Genomic DNA, 16,456 nt, shown 5'->3' on the forward strand with positions numbered 1-16,456 from the left:
TTGCTTTATATATTTATTATTTACAATACTTTTTTTAATATTACTTTATAAATGTTATAATTTTAGTATTTTAATTTTCTTCAAAATAATTTTTATGCAAATTTATATACCTTAACTCATCAACTCTTTATTGTTCGTATTTAATATTTGCACCTATTTTTTGAAGTTTTTCTACTATGTTTGCATATCCTCTTTTTATATGATGTATATCTGTAATTTCTGTTTCTCCCTCTGATACTAAACCTGCTAATATTAATGCTGCTCCTGCTCTAAGATCTGTAGCTTTTACTTTTGCTCCACTAAGATTATTTTTTCCTTTTAATACTGCGCTGTTTCCTTCTATTTTAACGTCTACTCCCATTCTCATCAACTCGTTAGCGTGCATGAACCTATTTTCAAATATTGTTTCATTTATGATGCTGGTTCCTTCTGCAATTGAAAGAAGTGCCATAAATTGAGCTTGCATATCTGTTGGAAAACCTGGATATGGAAGAGTTTTTATGTCTACTGGTTTTATTTTTCCATTAGATATAACTCTAATTTTATCTTCATATTCTTCTATATGGGCTCCTACTTCTCTCAGTTTTGCAATTACTGGTTGTACGTGGCTTGATAGAACATTGTCTATAATTAAATCACCACCTGTAATTACGGCCGCAACCATATATGTACCAGCTTCTATTCTATCGGGTATTACTGTATGCTCAGTCTTATGAAGTTCTTTGACTCCTTTTACTCTGATTGTTTTAGTTCCAGCTCCAATAACATTTCCACCCATGCTGTTAATAAAGTTTGCTAAATCAACTATTTCAGGTTCTTCTGCAGCATTTTCTATAATTGTTTCACCTTCTCCAAGAGTTGCTGCCATAATTATGTTTTCTGTGGCACCAACGCTTGGAAAATCTAAATATATATCACTGCCTATTATTTTTTTTGCTGATGAGTTTACATAACCGTTCTCTGATATTACTTCAGCTCCAAGTGCCTTAAAACCTTTTAAATGAAGGTCTATTGGACGCGTTCCAATTGCACAACCACCTGGCATATATATCTTTGCATTTCCACATCTTGCCAATAGTGGTCCCATAACTAAAAATGAAGCCCTCATTTTGCTTATTAAATCATATGGTGCCTCACAATTTTTAATATCTTTTGTAATTATATTAAGAGAATTTTCCCCAATTCTCGTTACTTTTGCTCCTAAAACTTCTAGTAATTCACACATTACTTCAACATCTTTTAAATTTGGTATTTCATGTAATATACATTCTTCATTCGAAAGAAGGGTTGATGCTAATATGGGTAGAATTGAGTTTTTTGAGCCATCTACCTTTATATTTCCTTTTAAACCCATGCTTTTTTTTACAATTATTTTTTCCAAAACTCTCTCCTATATTACTGTAATATTTCTTTTATTGAGCATTATATGCTACTACTTTTTACATAGTATCATCTTTTATATTACAATTCAATTACAATATTTACTATAATTAATTTTTTATACTAATGTGGTTATTCTCGCCTATTTTTCAAAGCTAGTTATGTTATCCAATATTTTATTAAGCATAAAAAAAAGAAAAAGCGTGTGATTAAAATAAAGGGGGACGTTATATTTAAAAGTTACACTCTTTTTCTTTTGATAGTATTTTAACCTGATTTTGATTTTTTATTCAAACTTTTTGATTTTTTTATTTATTAAAGATAACTAAGATTTATAAAGTGGCATTTTAATTTCTGCCTTAAAAAGATCTCCATCTATACTTAATTCTAATTCTCCATTTTGTACTTCCATCAAGCTTTTCGCTATAGCTAAACCTAATCCATTCCCTTCTGAATTTCTGGATTCATCTCCTCGCTTAAATCTCTCCATCAACTCTTCTACAGGGATATTTAATTCATTGGCTGATACATTTTTAAAGCACACTGCTACTTCATGATTTGTTTCTACGATATCAATGTACACTCTTGAACCTTTTAAAGCATATTTGAAAATATTGGACAATAGATTTTCCATTACTCTAGACAGAAATCTACCATCTGCATTAGCTAATATTTTTTCACTAGTAGCACTTACTTTAAATCCAAGCTTTGATTCTTGTATTTTTTCATCTAGTTCACCTAGTATTTGAGAAACTAAAGCATTTATATTAACTTTTTCAAAATTAACTTTTATATTTCCACTTGTTAATTTTGCTGCTTCAAATAAATCCTCTGTTAAAATCTTAAGCCTACTTGACTTCCTATCAAGTACATCTAAATATTTTGGGGCATTTACTGATTGTAGCCCCTCTCTTTTCAACAAGTCCACATATGATATTATAGATGTGAGAGGTGTCTTTATATCATGGGATACATTTGTAATCAATTCTGTTTTTAACCTTTCACTTTTTACACCATTTTGAACTGCTATTTTTAGTCCATCTGTTATAGCGTTTATATCATCTGCCAAACTTTTAAATTCACCATTACCGTGTAAAACTATTTTATTTTCATAATCGCCTTCTTTTGCTATTCTTATGCCATCTTGTATTTTACTAAACAATTTAATTTTATTATATACTACATAAGCAGATATTAATAAAACTATGAAGATAGATGGCGGATATTTTACAGAAATTATTGTTAAAATCATTAATATAACTATAGTTGACATTGTTTTTAGCATCAATGGTCCACTACTGATAATTTTTATTAAAATTTCTAATATTTTTGATAATGAAATAAATATAAAAGAATACTTTATAATATTCCCATCTTTCAAGTGTTTCACTATGGATAAAAACAATGCTAAAAAAAAGGTCACAACTAATAATGATGTTGACAGCATTGCTAACTTCATTAAATTAACATTAATATGTCTTATATTTATAATATGGTCAAACTGCAATATAGATACAGTTACAATTGATGTGATTATTAATAAATTAATATCGGAATATATTTTATCTATAAAAATATAGTGAATTTCTTCATCTTCGACTTTTTTACCTATAGCAATCAATAGGAATATAAAGCACATAATAGCTAAAATAAAGCAAATTGTAATTAATATTATATTTTTAATCAATGTTTCCCTATCATTGTTCCATTTTTCTATGCGAGTAGCTAACCCTTCATCTGTAATGCCAATATATATTATTGTTTCATCGCTTCCACCTTCAATATTTTTGATTCTATCTAACAATGAAGGCGAATAACTACTATCACCATTTTCAGGATAAATTTCTACACCTGTATCATCTATCAACACATAAGCTTTTCTTGTATTATAAAATTCTTTGTCTGGATCGTCTGTATTTGTACAAATATTAACTCCATCTGTTGCATAATACTTAAGTCCTTCTGGATTATTTAAGTCATATATTATTTGCTCATAATTTGCTAAATCGCTTTTTTTAATAATTTCTTTAATTGCTTGTATTTCATCATTTTTTTGTATCCAAAAAAGCTTTACAGTTTCTTCTCCATCCTCGTAATTATTCTCCGTTATAAAATTGTTGTATAAATTTGTTAACTGCCAACTATCCTCTACATCAATGTTTTTAACGGTTCCTCCGCTTTTTATATATTTTTCACTTTTGTAATTTCGAAGCACATACTCAAGTCTACTTGCAGAATATCTAAGTTCATTGCTAAGTGAATTGCTCTCTAAATATTTCTCAACTGTTACACTTTCATAGTTTTCAACATTTAAGAAAATATTTAATCCTGAATTAACTCCTACTAATATACATAAAACAAACAAAGAAAATGCTATGGTTTTGTTAAGTGTGCTTCTGTTAAATCTTTTCCACCTTGTAGCCAACGCCCCACACCACCTTCAGATACTTCGGATTTTTAGGATCTATCTCTACTTTTTCTCTTATTCGACGTATGTGAACAGCAACTGTATTTTCTGGATTAAATGATGGTTCATTCCATGCTTTTTCATATATAGCTTCGATGGAAAATACTTTTCCTGCATTTTGTGTTAAGAATAAAAGTATTTTATATTCTACTGGTGTAAGTTTTACTACTTCTCCATCTACTGTAACTTCTTTTCTTTCATCATCTATTACAAGGGCTCCTGTTTTGTATATATCCTTATTATCTATTACACTGCCAAGTGTCGTGTATCTTCTAAGCTGTGAATTAACTCTTGCTATGAGTTCTATAGGTTTGAATGGTTTAGTTATATAATCATCTGCTCCCATTTCTAAACCAGTTACTATATCTATGTCTTCGGATTTTGCTGATAGCATTATAACTGGTATATTTTTTACTTCTCTAATTTTTTCAGTAGCTTTAATACCATCCATTTCTGGCATCATTATATCCATAACAACTAAATGAATTTCATTGTTTTCTACTGTTTCAATTGCATCTAATCCGTTGTAGCATTTAAAAATATTATATCCTTCATTTCTTAGGTATATTTCTATTGCTTCAACTATTTCTATTTCATCATCACAAACTAATATGTTCATAATTAATTTTGTGCCTCCTTAAAATGTATGCGAAAATTTAAGTTAGGTATTGTACCTACTTAAACTTCTTAAATCCCTCTATTAATGCATTAATGACATTATCATCTTGATCTAATCTGTAATTTCTTGATACAGTTTTGGTTGGTTTTGTCATATCATAGTCCTGACCATTCCATAATACTGCTATCTTAATTTTTTCATATTTAGTTATTGTATTAAACATATCTACAAACCATTCACTTTTATTTCCTCCTGTAGTGGAACAACTAAATTCTGTAATCATCATAGGATGTTTAAAATGTGATTCATAATCATAATAAAATGCATCATAAGCTTCTTCGAATTTTCTCCAAGTTTCGCCTTTATAATAATTTCCTGTGTTGTAAGCTGTTAATCCTACAACATCTACATAATCATTGCCTGGGTAATAGGATAAATAGTTATTATATGAAAAATTTGGAAAAGATAATTCGTTTGGATTCCACACAAATATGAGGTTATCTACTCCCTTTTCCTTAAACTTATCATATATGTATCTCCAGCACTCTATATATAAGTCAGTGTCCTTACCTACAAAATACGAAGAATACAAAACCCAAGCACCATTCATCTCATTATTTATTCTAAACAAAACTGGAAAATCATATTCATTAAAACTTTCTGCTAAACTATCCAAATAATCATCGTACTTTCCCTCTATAATTTCCAATGTTATATCTTTTTCTTTGTTTTCTATCATGTCTGTGGTATACAAGGTATATTCCACAACTTTTCCTAGTTCTTTTGCTTTTTCCATGTATGCACTTTTAAATGGAAGAACAAAAGAATTATATGTCAACGTTACTGGAAAATTATAGTTATATAAATTTTCTAACTGCACAAGTCTATACTGGTATGTTGGAAATGTAGGTTCAAATATTCCAAAATCAATTTTATCATTTTTTTCAAAGTATTGTTCGTAAAATTCTTGTGTTAAAACATCAAATTGTTTTTTTACTGGCTCAAATACCTTGTCTTCTTTCATTTTTCCTGACTTATCTATAAACTTGAAACTTGGCATTATATAATCAATATATATAGGTGCTGCTGATTTTATAAATACGGTTACTATCTCTTTAGACGTTCTAGGTATAGCAATTGTTGCATAATAATTTCTATCTATTTCATCCCCTTTAAGTTTTCTTCTCTCATATAGTGTGATATGAGAACTTACTCCGCCAAAAGGGTGTTCATATTCTGCTGTAACTTCAAACTCGTCATTTCTCTTTATTCCATTATTTCCATAAATATTATATGAATATTTTGTGTCTAGCGTATTGTTGAAATCATCATAAAGAACTTCTACTACTAAATTTTTCGATTCAAATCTACTTTTTACATTTACAATGTCTTCATTCAATATTAAATATTTAGGAAGAACTATTTGATATCCAAATGGATTATTGGTATATTTGTTATAGCTTGTTGAATATGATGTGATTTGTGTACTTTCATCACTATATGTTTCATCACCATATGCTAAATTTGAAGTTATTGCTAATGCTATTAGGGAAATGGCTAAATATTTCTTAAAATTCATTTATGTTTCTCCTTTTAATTAATGTAAATTATTTATAAATTTTATCTATTTACTCAAATTTCATTTATAGCTAATTTTAACAAACATAGTTGTTGGTGTCAATTGAATACAAAATTATTTTCATCATATGTTATTGTTCATTTTACAACAAAATATTAATTGTACTATGTATGCATTATATGCTATAATCATTTCGTGATAAAAATCAGGAGGACTTATTAAATAATGGTTACTTTAGACACGTTTAAGAGGGGATTTAACAATGGAATCAAAACCCTCATTGCCTTGTTAAAGCTTATGGTTCCTATATATATAGGAGTTCAGTTGCTTTCGATTTCAGGTTTACTTAGTATTATTGCAACTTTTTTTACACCTGTGATGTCCTTTTTTGGATTACCAGGTGAAGCATCATTAACATTAATTGTTGGGTATTTCTCAGGTATTTACGGAGCTTTAGGTACTTTGGCAGCTATTAAACTAAATGCAGTTCAAGCTACAACAATAGCTATTATGACTTCAATCGCTCATAATTTAATTGCTGAAACTGCAGTTATTAAAAAACTAGGGGTCAGTGCTTGGGCAAGTATTGCTGTAAGATTGTTTTTTTCGATTTTATTTGGGTTTTTATATTATAGGATATTTGGGTGATTATTATGGATTATATTATAGATTTATTTATTAACTTATTATCTTTTACTTGGAATATTACTAAAGTAATTATTCCTTTAATGCTTGTTATGGAAATATTTAAAGATTTAAAAATCATAGACAAAATTTCAAATTTAATAAAGCCTGCAACTAATTTTTTAACCATTAATGAGAAATCAGGAATCTCACTTATTATAGGAATTATTTTCGGCTTATTATTTGGTGCCGGTGCCATAATTCAAAGTACCAATGAACATGATGTTGATAAGAGAAGTATTTTTTTAATATGTATGTTTTTATCTCTATGTCATGCAGTCATTGAGGATACATTGATTTTTGGAGCTATTGGTGCTGATTATTTGGCAATCTTAGGTTCTAGAATTATTGCAGCAGTTTTTACGACTTATGTTTTATCTAAACTTATTAAAAAAGACTTTTCGGATATATCTGATATTAATATTTGCCATGAGCATACGAGTTATGAACATAACTCTACTAATAAATAAATGCAATTTAATTAAACAGGAGGATTTTAAATGAAAGTAAATTTAAACCCGGCTAAGGGTATGAGGGATTTTACTCCGCAGGAAAAGGAAATTAGAGATTATGTTGAAAATGTTATTGTAAGCACTTATAAACAAAGTGGCTTTAATCTTATTGAAACGCCTGTTGTTGAAAACATTGAAAACTTAATTGGTAGTAAAGGTGGAGAAAATTTAAAGCTGATTTTTAAAATACTGAAAAGAGGTGAAAAACTTGACTTTTCAAAAACAGATATATGCGAAGATGACTTAGCTGATTTAGGATTGAGATATGATCTCACTATTCCTTTGAGTAGATTTTATTGCAAAAATCAATCTAATTTACCATCTGTTTTTAAAGCATTGCAGGTAGGTAATGTATTTAGAGCTGAAAGAGCTCAAAAAGGAAGATACAGAAGCTTTAAACAATGTGATATAGATATAATTGGTGATGGTTCTTCTGCTGCTGAATTAGAGCTTATCACTACTACTGCAAAGGCTTTGACAGCTCTTAATGTTACTGATTTTGTAGTTAGATTTAATGACAGAAGAGTTTTGAAAGCCGTTATTTTAAATTGTGGTTTTTTAGATAATGAATTTGACAGTGTATGTATAATTGTTGATAAATTAGATAAAATCGGAATGTCTGGCGTTGAATCTGAGTTAAAAGGCAAGAATTATAATGAAGAGTGCATTTCTAAATTAATGGATGCTCTTGAAAATATAAGTAAAAACGGAACTAGATGCCTTTCTTCTTATTCTGTACCTGAAGATGTTATTTCTGATGTAGAAAAAATTATGAATGATGTGAAAGATTATGCTAATGGTAAATATGACATAGAGTTTGATTTTACTTTGATTAGAGGTATGGGATATTATACTGGTTCGATTTTTGAAATTGCTTATAAAAATCTTGGCTATTCTATTGCTGGTGGTGGTAGGTATGATGAAATGGTAGGAAATTTCATTGGTCAGCAAATACCTGCAATTGGTTTTTCGATTGGATTTGAACGACTCGTTAATCAGCTTATTGAAGAAAAGTTCAAGGTCCCTAATTTAGAGAAGGTTGTTTTGCTTTTTGAAAAAAGTGATAGCTATATTAATGTCATGAAAAAAGCCGATGAATTGAGAAGTCAAGGTTATACTGTATCTGTATATGAAAAATCTAAAAAACTAGGCAAGCAGCTTAATCAATTTGATGGTTATGGATTTAGTAAGTATGCTGTATTTAGCGGGGATGATACTGAAGTTAAGAGCTTATCTTAAATAAAAAAACAGATGTTGGGGCATCTGTTTTTTTATGTCATTTTTTAACTATTTAATATAAAGAGGTATATATGTTCAGTATATCCTGTCTATCGAGTGGTACGTAATTATTTACTAAAAGTCTTTGTTGTGTTTTAATTACACTGTCTGTAAACAGTTCTGTTTCTTCTTGCTTCATTCCATATTCTCTAAGTGGTTTGAGGCTAAGTAAGTTATTTAATAATTTTCCAAGTTCTTCGTAAACATTGCTTTCGTCTGAACCTATTATATCTGCAATCAGTTTATTTATTTGTTTAATTTTTCCTGTAGGGTTAAGTTTATAATAATATTTAAACACTTCTATAAAGAATTGGTAGTTTGCCTCTCCATGAGGTACGTGATAAGTTCCTCCTAATGGATAAGAAAGTGCATGAACTGCTCCAACTCCTGTGTTTCCAAAGGCCACTCCTGCATAATTGCTTCCAACTACAAAATCTTCTAATATTTCAAGTCTGTAATCTTCGCCTTTTTCTACTATTTCCATATATCCTTTAATTATTAGCTCTACTGCCTTCATACTGAATAATTCTGTAAAAGGATTTGATTTAGGTGATACAAATGATTCAACTGCATGTATCAATGCATCTACTGAGCTTGTAACAAAAAATTTGTATGGTAATCCTTTAACTAATTCTGGTATTAAAACTGCATAATCTGCCAACAATTCATCTGCTGCTAAACCCATTTTTGTGTGCTTTGATTTTATTTCAGCTATAGATATATTTGTAACTTCACTTCCTGTACCACATGTTGTAGGCACTATTATTAGTTCTTTTTCTTTTATTAATGGAACAGTTCTTTCGAATAAATCAACACAGTTTCCTGAATCTTTTAAAACTAAAAGTTTAGAAATATCTATGATACTTCCTCCACCTACTGCTATTACTCTTTTGTAATCTTTTCCGCGGATTTCAGACATTATGTTGTTTATCATTTCATCTGATGGCTCACCCACTCCAAATTTTTCCTGGAACATGAAATCTGCTTCTAGGTTTAATTGCTTCATGAATGGTTCATATATAAATTCATTTGTTATAACAAAGTCACCTTTGCCTATATTAAACTCTTTAGCAAAATCTCCAAAGTTTTGAAATTTATGAATTTCTGGTTTTATTTTTAGTACTCTCATTACTGCCTCCTATATCTAAGCTATATTTATGCTCCTAGTTCAGTCCATATTTCATCATCTGTTGGTACTTTTGCATCTTCAATTACCATACCTATTCTTGAAATATTTATAAGGTGCTTATAATCAAAGTTTTCAGAAATTGCATTATTTCCCCATGTTCCACAACCTAGTGTTGTCGTTGGTGCTAATCCATTAGTTAATGAACCACCTGCTGTTGTCGATGATGATGCATTTACTATTAATCTACTTACTGTTAAATTAATTCCTGCATAATCAATGTGGTCTTTATTGTTTGAGTGAATTGCTGCTGAATGTCCTTTTCCTTCATAGTTTAAGTTAGTTTGTGCAATTTCAACTGCTTCTTCAAATGTATCATATTTGAAAGCTGCCATTACTGGACACATTTTTTCTTTACAAAGTACATCTTCTGATCCTATGCCACTTGCCTTTAACAATATAACTTTTGTTTCTTGTGGTACTTCTACCCCAGCTATACTTGCTACTTTTTGAACTGATTGTCCAACTACATCTTTATTTATAACTCCATCAACAAATAATGTTTTTCTGAATTTTTCAACTGTTGCTTCGTCATCTATATAATAGATTCCATTTTTAACTGCAGCTTCTATAACTTCATCGTATTTATCTCTTGGTGCTATAATTGTTTGTTCTCCTGAACAAATTATACCATTGTCAAATTTTCTTCCTGCTATAATTTTAGCTGTTGCATCATTAAAATCAACATCTCTATCTACTATTACCTGTACATTTCCTGCACCAACACCAAATGATGGTTTACCGCTTGAATATGCTGCTTTAACTACTCCCATTCCACCAGTTGCAACTACTACATCAACTGCTTTCATAAGTTCATTTGTTTTTTCTATTGTTGATTCTGTTATTACTTGAATAGCATTTTTAGGACATCTAATTCCTTTGTTTTCAAGTTCTTTATTTATTAATTCAACTGTGTATGCACTACATTTTTGCGATCTTGGGTGTGGAGCTACTATAATTGCATTTCCTCCCTTGATTGCAAACATTGAATTACACATTGGTGTTACTATTGGATTAGTAGTAGGTGTTACTGCTCCAACTACTCCTACTGGTTTTGCAACCATTACTAGCCCTTTTTCTTCATCTCTTTCAATTATTCCAACTGATTTTTTGCTTTTTAAGTTATTCCAAATTACTTTTGATTTTCCTTTATTTTTAGCAACTTTATCGTCGTATACGCCCATACCAGTTTCTTCAACAGCCATCTTTGCTAGTTCTTCTGCATTTAAATATACTGTTCTTGCTATTACTTTTACTATATTGTCTAGTTCTTCTTGTGTATATGTAGCTAATTCCTTTTGAGCTTCTCTCGCATTTGCTACTAATTGTTGAATAAATTCTTTATTGTCCATAATTTTAAGTCCTCCAATATTGTATTGTTATATTTATTAAAATTTTTCTTTAAATCTTTTTTCAAATTCTTCTATTAATGTATCCTTAAAGTCTGGGTGTGCTATTTTTATAAGATCTCTTGCTCTTTGCTTTAAGGTTTTACCTCTTAAATCTGCTATACCATATTCTGTTACTATATATTCTACATCATTTCTAGATGTTGTAACTGCTGAACCGTGATCTAGGAATGGTACTATCCTTGATATTTTGCCCTTTGATGCTGTAGATGGCATTGCTATTATTGATTTCCCATCTTCTGACATGCTTGTGCCTCTGACATAATCTACCTGTCCACCAACTCCACTAAATTGTGTAAGTCCTATGGACTCTGATGAAACTTGTCCCATCATATCTACTTGTATACATGAATTTATTGATACCATCTTACTATTTTGCATTATAACCATTGGGTCATTTACATAGCTTACTGGATATAATTCAACTGCTGGATTATCATTTACAAAATCATAGAGCTTTTTTGTTCCCATTAAAAATGTAACTACCATTTTTCCTTTGTGAAGACTTTTTCTACTGTTATTAATTGCTCCTGAATTATATAAATCAACCAACCCATCAGAAAACATTTCTGAATGTATTCCTAAATCCTTTTTATCTTTTAAAAATAGTAATACTGCATCTGGTATTGCTCCTATTCCTAATTGGAGTGTTGAACCATCTTCAATTAGGGAAGCACAATTTTCACCAATTGCTTTTTCCACATCCGTTATTTTGGGAGGTTGTAATTCTATTAACGATCTTGATGATTCAACTATATAATCTATATCACTCACATGAATGAAGTTGTCTCCAAATGTTCTAGGCATTTGATCATTTACTTCCGCTATTACTATTTTAGCGCATTCTGCACCTGTTTTAGTATAGTCACATGAAACTCCAAAGCTGCAAAACCCATGCTCGTCTGGTTTAGATACTTCTACTAATGCAACATCAATAGGCAAATATCCTTTTTTAAATAATTTAGGTACTTGATAAAAAAATGTAGGCGTATAATCTGATATGCATTCTTTTACTGATTCTCTTGTACTTCCACCTACGAATAGTGCGTTATGTTTAAAGTGATTTGACATTTCAGGTTTTGTATATTCACATTTACCCAATGCCACCATATGAATAATTTCAACATTTTCATATTGATTGCAGTTTTTTACCATTGCATCTACCAATGCAGTTGGTTCTCCTGCAGCATGACCGATAACTACTCTATTTCCAGATTTTATTAACTTGACTACTTCTTCTGGTTCTCTCAGTTTTTGTTTATATATTTCTTTCCAATCCATTGCTACCTCATTATATTGTAGTTTTTTATTGTAAAATTAATATTTATTATTTTACGTGGGCAGACATTGTAGTCTGCCCTACGTTTTTTGTTTCATTGTTTGCTTATTCTTTGATTCCAGCTATGTTTTTTGCTAACTCTTTTTTATGCTCTATGTTGCTTTGTCTTGCAATCATAATTCTTTGTGCTTGTGGTGATCCTGCTCCATGCATTGATTCTGTTCTATATCCTACAGCAGAAGAACCTAAACACATATTTTCTATAAATCTTAATATTCTCATTCTATTTTCTGTAGAAACTTTACCGTTTCCTTTGAAATATTTGTGGCAATAACTTCCAATTTCCTCTGAATCAAAATCTGCTTGTGATGGCATAGTTACCATTAATCCACCTGCTATATCTTCTGCTAATCTTCCTATTTCATATGGGAATCTAGTTACATTTTGTTTACATACATTTGCTAAAAGCATATCTATTTGATAATTTCCTGCCTCTGTTGGATATCCTTCTGCTGAACATGCTATACCGCAGCAATATAATGTTTCATTTAAGTGAGTCATTTCTATTAATTTATCTTTTATGTGTGATGCTTTTGATGCTCCGTTATATTCTGCTGCAACTGCTGCTGCTCCTATTAAAACATCACCAACTCCAACTTTACATCCGCCGTAGCTTTGTCTGTGGTATCCTGCGAATCTTTCAACTAAAACCCCAGCAAATTCATATTCTTCACACAAGAACACTTTGTCCCATGGAATAAATACATCATCAAATACAACTAATGCTTCCTGTCCACCAAAGTTTTTGTTTCCTAAATCTATATCTGCATTTTTTTCTAATTTTCTAGTATCACATGATTGTCTACCGTATATCATAAATACACCTTCTGCATCAGATGGTACTGCAAATGATACTGCAAATGCCTTATCATCTTCTTTCATAGCTATAGTAGGCATTATTAAATGCTCGTGAGAGTTAATAGAACCAGTTTGGTGAGCTTTTGCTCCTCTTACTACTATTCCATCTTCTCTTTTTTCAACTATGTGAACAAACATATCTGGATCTTCTTGTTGGCTTGGTGCTAAAGACCTATCTCCTTTTGGATCAGTCATAGCTCCATCAATTGTAAGGTCATTTTCTTGAACATATTCAAGATATTTTCTAAAATTCTCATGATAATGTGTTCCATGTTTCTTGTCTATTTCATATGTTGTTGACCATATTGAATTGAATGCATCCATACCAACGCATCTTTGGAAACATGATGCTGTTTTTTGTCCTAATAATCTTTGCATTTTAACTTTTTTAATTAAATCGCCTGTGTTTTGATGTAAATGGCAAAATCTATTTACTTTATTTCCTGTTAAATTAGATGTAGCTGTCATAAGGTCTTCATATTGTGGATCATGTGCTAATTCATATGTCATAGCAACTGAATTAATAGATGGACGAATCATGGGATGATCTACAAAATTTTCAACTCTCTCTCCAAACACAAATACTTTTGTTTTAAGTTTTCTCAAACTTTCAATGTACTGTTCTCCTGTCATTAATGGCATGATATATATCTCCTTTTATTTATTATAATTTATTAAACTTAAACGGAATGCATGCAATTCCTTCCTACAACATGAGATACCATTAGTAATCTTAAAGCATAGGTGAGCAATTCATGCGTACCAAATTATTTGTTAATTAAATATAGTAATTTAATTAACAAATAATTTACTTTACAAGTATTTTATAATGCAAAACTCATGCCAACTATTTAATTTCTTTGTTTAAAATTTTCTTAGCCATGTCTATCAAATCATCAGAAACACCTTGATATAGAGTCACTCTCTCAATTTCAGGCATTTCTCCCTTTATTTTTTCCTCTATAACATTTTCTAATGTCATTTGGGATAAAGGACATGTACCACATGCTCCCGTCATCCTTACATAAACCGTATTATCCTTGATTTCAACTAATTCTGCTCCTCCATAATGTTCCTCAAGCACAGGATTAACTTTTTCTTTTAATATTTTTTCAATTTGATTTTTTTTATTATTCATTTTCCTATTTTCCCTTCTTTTCTATGATTATTTTTTGTTTGTTGCAAAAATGCAACAAGATTATGTTCGAATCAGAATAGATATTTTGTTAATTTTTTAACGTACCGATGCGTATATAGGCCTTTTATCAGTTTTATTGTGCCTATCTTACTTTGTTGCGTTTTTGCAATCTTGTTGCATTCTTGCATCTTCATACCTCTTTCTTTTTCGTACAAACGTTGCAGCATCAATGCCTAATGTTTTAGATGCATCCCTGACATTTTTATGTTTTTCATATGCATTTGTAATCATCTTGTATTCTAAGATGCCAACTGCTTCTTTTAACGTTTTATTCTCAATTTCGTTAATTAATTCACTATTTTGTTCCTTTATAATATCCAGTGGTATATCCTTGACAGTGATTAAGCTATCTTCACTAAGCAAAATCATTCTTTCTATATTATTTTTTATTTGCCTTATGTTTCCTGGCCAAGGATATTCATACAAAATGCTTATTACCTTGCTATCAATTTTTTTATTAGTATTATATTTTGCATTATAATAATCTACAAAATGTTTAAGAAGAGGAGCTATATCTCCTCTTCTTTCTCTTAGAGGAGGTATTGTTATTGGAATTACATTGAGTCTATAAAATAAATCCTCTCTAAATAGACCTTTTTTCACCATTTCCTCTAAATCGTTATTTGTTGCAGATATAATCCTAACATTTATTTTTATTTCTTTATGTCCACCAATTCTAGTTATTGTTTCTTCTTGTAACACCCTCAAAAGTTTAACTTGCATATTTAAGGGCAATTCTGCTACTTCATCTAAGAAAATAGTTCCATTATCTGCTAGCTCAAAGAGTCCTATTTTCCCAACATTGTTTGCTCCTGTAAATGCTCCTTTTTCATATCCAAAAAATTCTGACTCTAGTAAATTTTCAGGTATAGCTCCACAGTTTACTTTTATGAAAGGACCTTCCACTCTTAAGCTATTTTTATATATTATTTTAGCTATTTCTTCTTTGCCTACACCAGTTTCTCCTAGTATCAAAACTGTAGTATCTACCTTTGCTACTCTTTTTACACTTTGTAGGATTTTAAGCATCTTATAATCTTCAGCAATTATCTCTCCATCTTGAATCAATTGATTTTTCAATTCTTCAATTTGATAAACATATTTCTTAACTAGATTCTTATTTGTTTGAACCTTTTTCTTTAATTGTTCAAGTTCACTAATATCTCTTACATTTGTAACTACAAAAATAATTTCATTCTTATCATTAAATATTGGCGTACTTGTGACTAAAGCAGTTCTTCCTGTTTTAAATTCTTGATTCAAGGAAGTTGTTTTTCTTTTTTTAAGCACAATAAGTGTAGCAGATTTAGATATAATGCCTGCTTTTTCAATATCTACCATATTTTTTCCCAACAAGTCTACCCTTTTTAAAGAGGCAATTTTTTCATATGCTGAATTTAAGTAAAGAATATTTCCAATGCCGTCAGTTATAAACATTCCATCAAAAGACGAGTCTATAACACGTTCAAAATTTTCCATTAATAACAACTGAGCTTCTAAAGAAATTCTATTCATTTTGCACCTACATTTGCTGTATTTATATTTCATTTGATATTTCTTTCAGTATGTTAAATATATCACAATATTTGATTTAATTCAACAAGAAACTACAATATTAGTCATAATATTTAAAAATGTTACTACGCTACTTCTGGTAGCGGAAATTTTCCTATTATGTAAAAAAGGGCGAGTAATTCGCCCTTTTTCATTCTAGATTAATGTTTCTGTCATTGTTGTAACTACTTTTGCTGCTTTTACTTCTGTTAAATCACCTTTACTTGAATCAAAAACATTACTACTAATAATAGTTTCCATAACGCCTCTAACTGCTGTTTCTGTTAGTCCGTCTATTGGTTCATCTAGTGTCAATGATGTTTTTCCTCCAAGTGATGTTGCAAATGACATTGATAACTTTTTAGCCATATTCTCACCCTCTTTCACTCTATA

14 protein-coding genes are annotated in these 16,456 nt (G+C 30.1%); 3 read left to right on the forward strand and 11 right to left on the reverse strand.

Annotated features, from left to right (window positions below):
- Nucleotides 1-127 precede the first annotated feature (127 nt).
- The 4 genes from murA to J2Z76_RS01100 all read right to left on the reverse strand — a co-directional run bounded on the left by murA (nucleotide 128) and on the right by J2Z76_RS01100 (nucleotide 6,045).
- Nucleotides 128-1,381 carry a UDP-N-acetylglucosamine 1-carboxyvinyltransferase gene (gene murA, locus J2Z76_RS01085; RefSeq protein ID WP_209510134.1) on the reverse strand — a complete coding sequence of 418 codons (1,254 nt, stop codon included), beginning with the start codon at nucleotides 1,379-1,381 and terminating at the stop codon, nucleotides 128-130.
- A 324-nt stretch (nucleotides 1,382-1,705) separates the two neighbouring features.
- A complete protein-coding gene (locus tag J2Z76_RS01090; protein WP_209510135.1) occupies nucleotides 1,706-3,805 on the reverse strand; it encodes a sensor histidine kinase in 2,100 nt (699 codons plus the stop codon).
- Nucleotides 3,780-4,466 carry a response regulator transcription factor gene (locus J2Z76_RS01095; RefSeq protein WP_209510136.1) on the reverse strand — a complete coding sequence of 229 codons (687 nt, stop codon included), beginning with the start codon at nucleotides 4,464-4,466 and terminating at the stop codon, nucleotides 3,780-3,782. The genes J2Z76_RS01090 and J2Z76_RS01095 overlap by 26 nt, the downstream gene beginning before the upstream one ends.
- Nucleotides 4,467-4,521: 55 nt before the next feature.
- A complete protein-coding gene (locus J2Z76_RS01100) occupies nucleotides 4,522-6,045 on the reverse strand; it encodes a glycoside hydrolase family 26 protein (protein ID WP_209510137.1) in 1,524 nt (507 codons plus the stop codon).
- Between the two features lie 225 nt (nucleotides 6,046-6,270).
- Between J2Z76_RS01100 and J2Z76_RS01105 the strand changes: the two genes are divergently transcribed.
- From J2Z76_RS01105 to hisS, 3 genes are read left to right on the forward strand one after another with little or no spacing between them, the layout of a single operon-like run.
- Nucleotides 6,271-6,693, forward strand: coding sequence for a nucleoside recognition domain-containing protein (locus tag J2Z76_RS01105; protein WP_209510138.1), 423 nt, complete (start codon nucleotides 6,271-6,273; stop codon nucleotides 6,691-6,693).
- Nucleotides 6,694-6,698: 5 nt separating this feature from the next.
- Nucleotides 6,699-7,199 carry a nucleoside recognition domain-containing protein gene (locus J2Z76_RS01110; protein WP_209510139.1) on the forward strand — a complete coding sequence of 167 codons (501 nt, stop codon included), beginning with the start codon at nucleotides 6,699-6,701 and terminating at the stop codon, nucleotides 7,197-7,199.
- A gap of 30 nt (nucleotides 7,200-7,229) precedes the next feature.
- Nucleotides 7,230-8,480, forward strand: coding sequence for a histidine--tRNA ligase (hisS, locus tag J2Z76_RS01115; RefSeq protein WP_209510140.1), 1,251 nt, complete (start codon nucleotides 7,230-7,232; stop codon nucleotides 8,478-8,480).
- Between the two features lie 52 nt (nucleotides 8,481-8,532).
- Here the strand turns inward: hisS and J2Z76_RS01120 are convergent, their stop codons facing one another.
- The 7 genes from J2Z76_RS01120 to J2Z76_RS01150 form a co-directional block, all read right to left on the reverse strand.
- Entirely contained in the window at nucleotides 8,533-9,648 is a 1,116-nt protein-coding gene (locus J2Z76_RS01120; RefSeq protein WP_209510141.1) for a 4-hydroxybutyrate dehydrogenase, read from the reverse strand.
- Between the two features lie 26 nt (nucleotides 9,649-9,674).
- The gene (locus J2Z76_RS01125) at nucleotides 9,675-11,057 is read right to left on the reverse strand and encodes an aldehyde dehydrogenase family protein (protein ID WP_209510142.1); all 1,383 of its coding nucleotides are present in this window, start codon (nucleotides 11,055-11,057) and stop codon (nucleotides 9,675-9,677) included.
- Nucleotides 11,058-11,093: 36 nt separating this feature from the next.
- On the reverse strand, nucleotides 11,094-12,395 hold the full coding sequence (locus J2Z76_RS01130) for an acetyl-CoA hydrolase/transferase family protein (protein WP_209510143.1): 1,302 nt from the start codon (nucleotides 12,393-12,395) through the stop codon (nucleotides 11,094-11,096).
- A 103-nt stretch (nucleotides 12,396-12,498) separates the two neighbouring features.
- Complete coding sequence (locus J2Z76_RS01135; RefSeq protein WP_209510144.1) at nucleotides 12,499-13,953, reverse strand: 4-hydroxyphenylacetate 3-hydroxylase family protein; 1,455 nt, start codon at nucleotides 13,951-13,953, stop codon at nucleotides 12,499-12,501.
- 205 nt (nucleotides 13,954-14,158) lie between these two features.
- Nucleotides 14,159-14,449, reverse strand: a complete 291-nt coding sequence (locus tag J2Z76_RS01140; protein ID WP_209510145.1) for a NifU family protein — start codon at nucleotides 14,447-14,449, stop codon at nucleotides 14,159-14,161.
- A 147-nt stretch (nucleotides 14,450-14,596) separates the two neighbouring features.
- Nucleotides 14,597-16,024, reverse strand: coding sequence for a sigma-54 interaction domain-containing protein (locus J2Z76_RS01145; protein WP_209510146.1), 1,428 nt, complete (start codon nucleotides 16,022-16,024; stop codon nucleotides 14,597-14,599).
- 195 nt (nucleotides 16,025-16,219) lie between these two features.
- A complete protein-coding gene (locus J2Z76_RS01150; RefSeq protein WP_245210258.1) occupies nucleotides 16,220-16,432 on the reverse strand; it encodes a DUF2922 domain-containing protein in 213 nt (70 codons plus the stop codon).
- Nucleotides 16,433-16,456: the final 24 nt, after the last annotated feature.

The sequence above is a fragment of the Sedimentibacter acidaminivorans genome (assembly GCF_017873955.1).
Classification (GTDB): Bacteria; Bacillota; Clostridia; order Tissierellales; family Sedimentibacteraceae; genus Sedimentibacter; species Sedimentibacter acidaminivorans.

What these genes read in the sequence shown, in the direction of transcription:
- J2Z76_RS01095 (WP_209510136.1), bottom strand. Translation starts at nt 4,466, where the DNA reads ATGAACATATTAGTTTGTGATGATGAAATAGAAATAGTTGAAGCAATA.
- J2Z76_RS01100 (WP_209510137.1), bottom strand. Translation starts at nt 6,045, where the DNA reads ATGAATTTTAAGAAATATTTAGCCATTTCCCTAATAGCATTAGCAATA.
- J2Z76_RS01105 (WP_209510138.1), top strand. Translation starts at nt 6,271, where the DNA reads ATGGTTACTTTAGACACGTTTAAGAGGGGATTTAACAATGGAATCAAA.
- J2Z76_RS01110 (WP_209510139.1), top strand. Translation starts at nt 6,699, where the DNA reads ATGGATTATATTATAGATTTATTTATTAACTTATTATCTTTTACTTGG.
- hisS (WP_209510140.1), top strand. Translation starts at nt 7,230, where the DNA reads ATGAAAGTAAATTTAAACCCGGCTAAGGGTATGAGGGATTTTACTCCG.
- J2Z76_RS01120 (WP_209510141.1), bottom strand. Translation starts at nt 9,648, where the DNA reads ATGAGAGTACTAAAAATAAAACCAGAAATTCATAAATTTCAAAACTTT.
- J2Z76_RS01125 (WP_209510142.1), bottom strand. Translation starts at nt 11,057, where the DNA reads ATGGACAATAAAGAATTTATTCAACAATTAGTAGCAAATGCGAGAGAA.
- J2Z76_RS01130 (WP_209510143.1), bottom strand. Translation starts at nt 12,395, where the DNA reads ATGGATTGGAAAGAAATATATAAACAAAAACTGAGAGAACCAGAAGAA.
- J2Z76_RS01135 (WP_209510144.1), bottom strand. Translation starts at nt 13,953, where the DNA reads ATGCCATTAATGACAGGAGAACAGTACATTGAAAGTTTGAGAAAACTT.
- J2Z76_RS01140 (WP_209510145.1), bottom strand. Translation starts at nt 14,449, where the DNA reads ATGAATAATAAAAAAAATCAAATTGAAAAAATATTAAAAGAAAAAGTT.
- J2Z76_RS01145 (WP_209510146.1), bottom strand. Translation starts at nt 16,024, where the DNA reads ATGAATAGAATTTCTTTAGAAGCTCAGTTGTTATTAATGGAAAATTTT.
- J2Z76_RS01150 (WP_245210258.1), bottom strand. Translation starts at nt 16,432, where the DNA reads ATGGCTAAAAAGTTATCAATGTCATTTGCAACATCACTTGGAGGAAAA.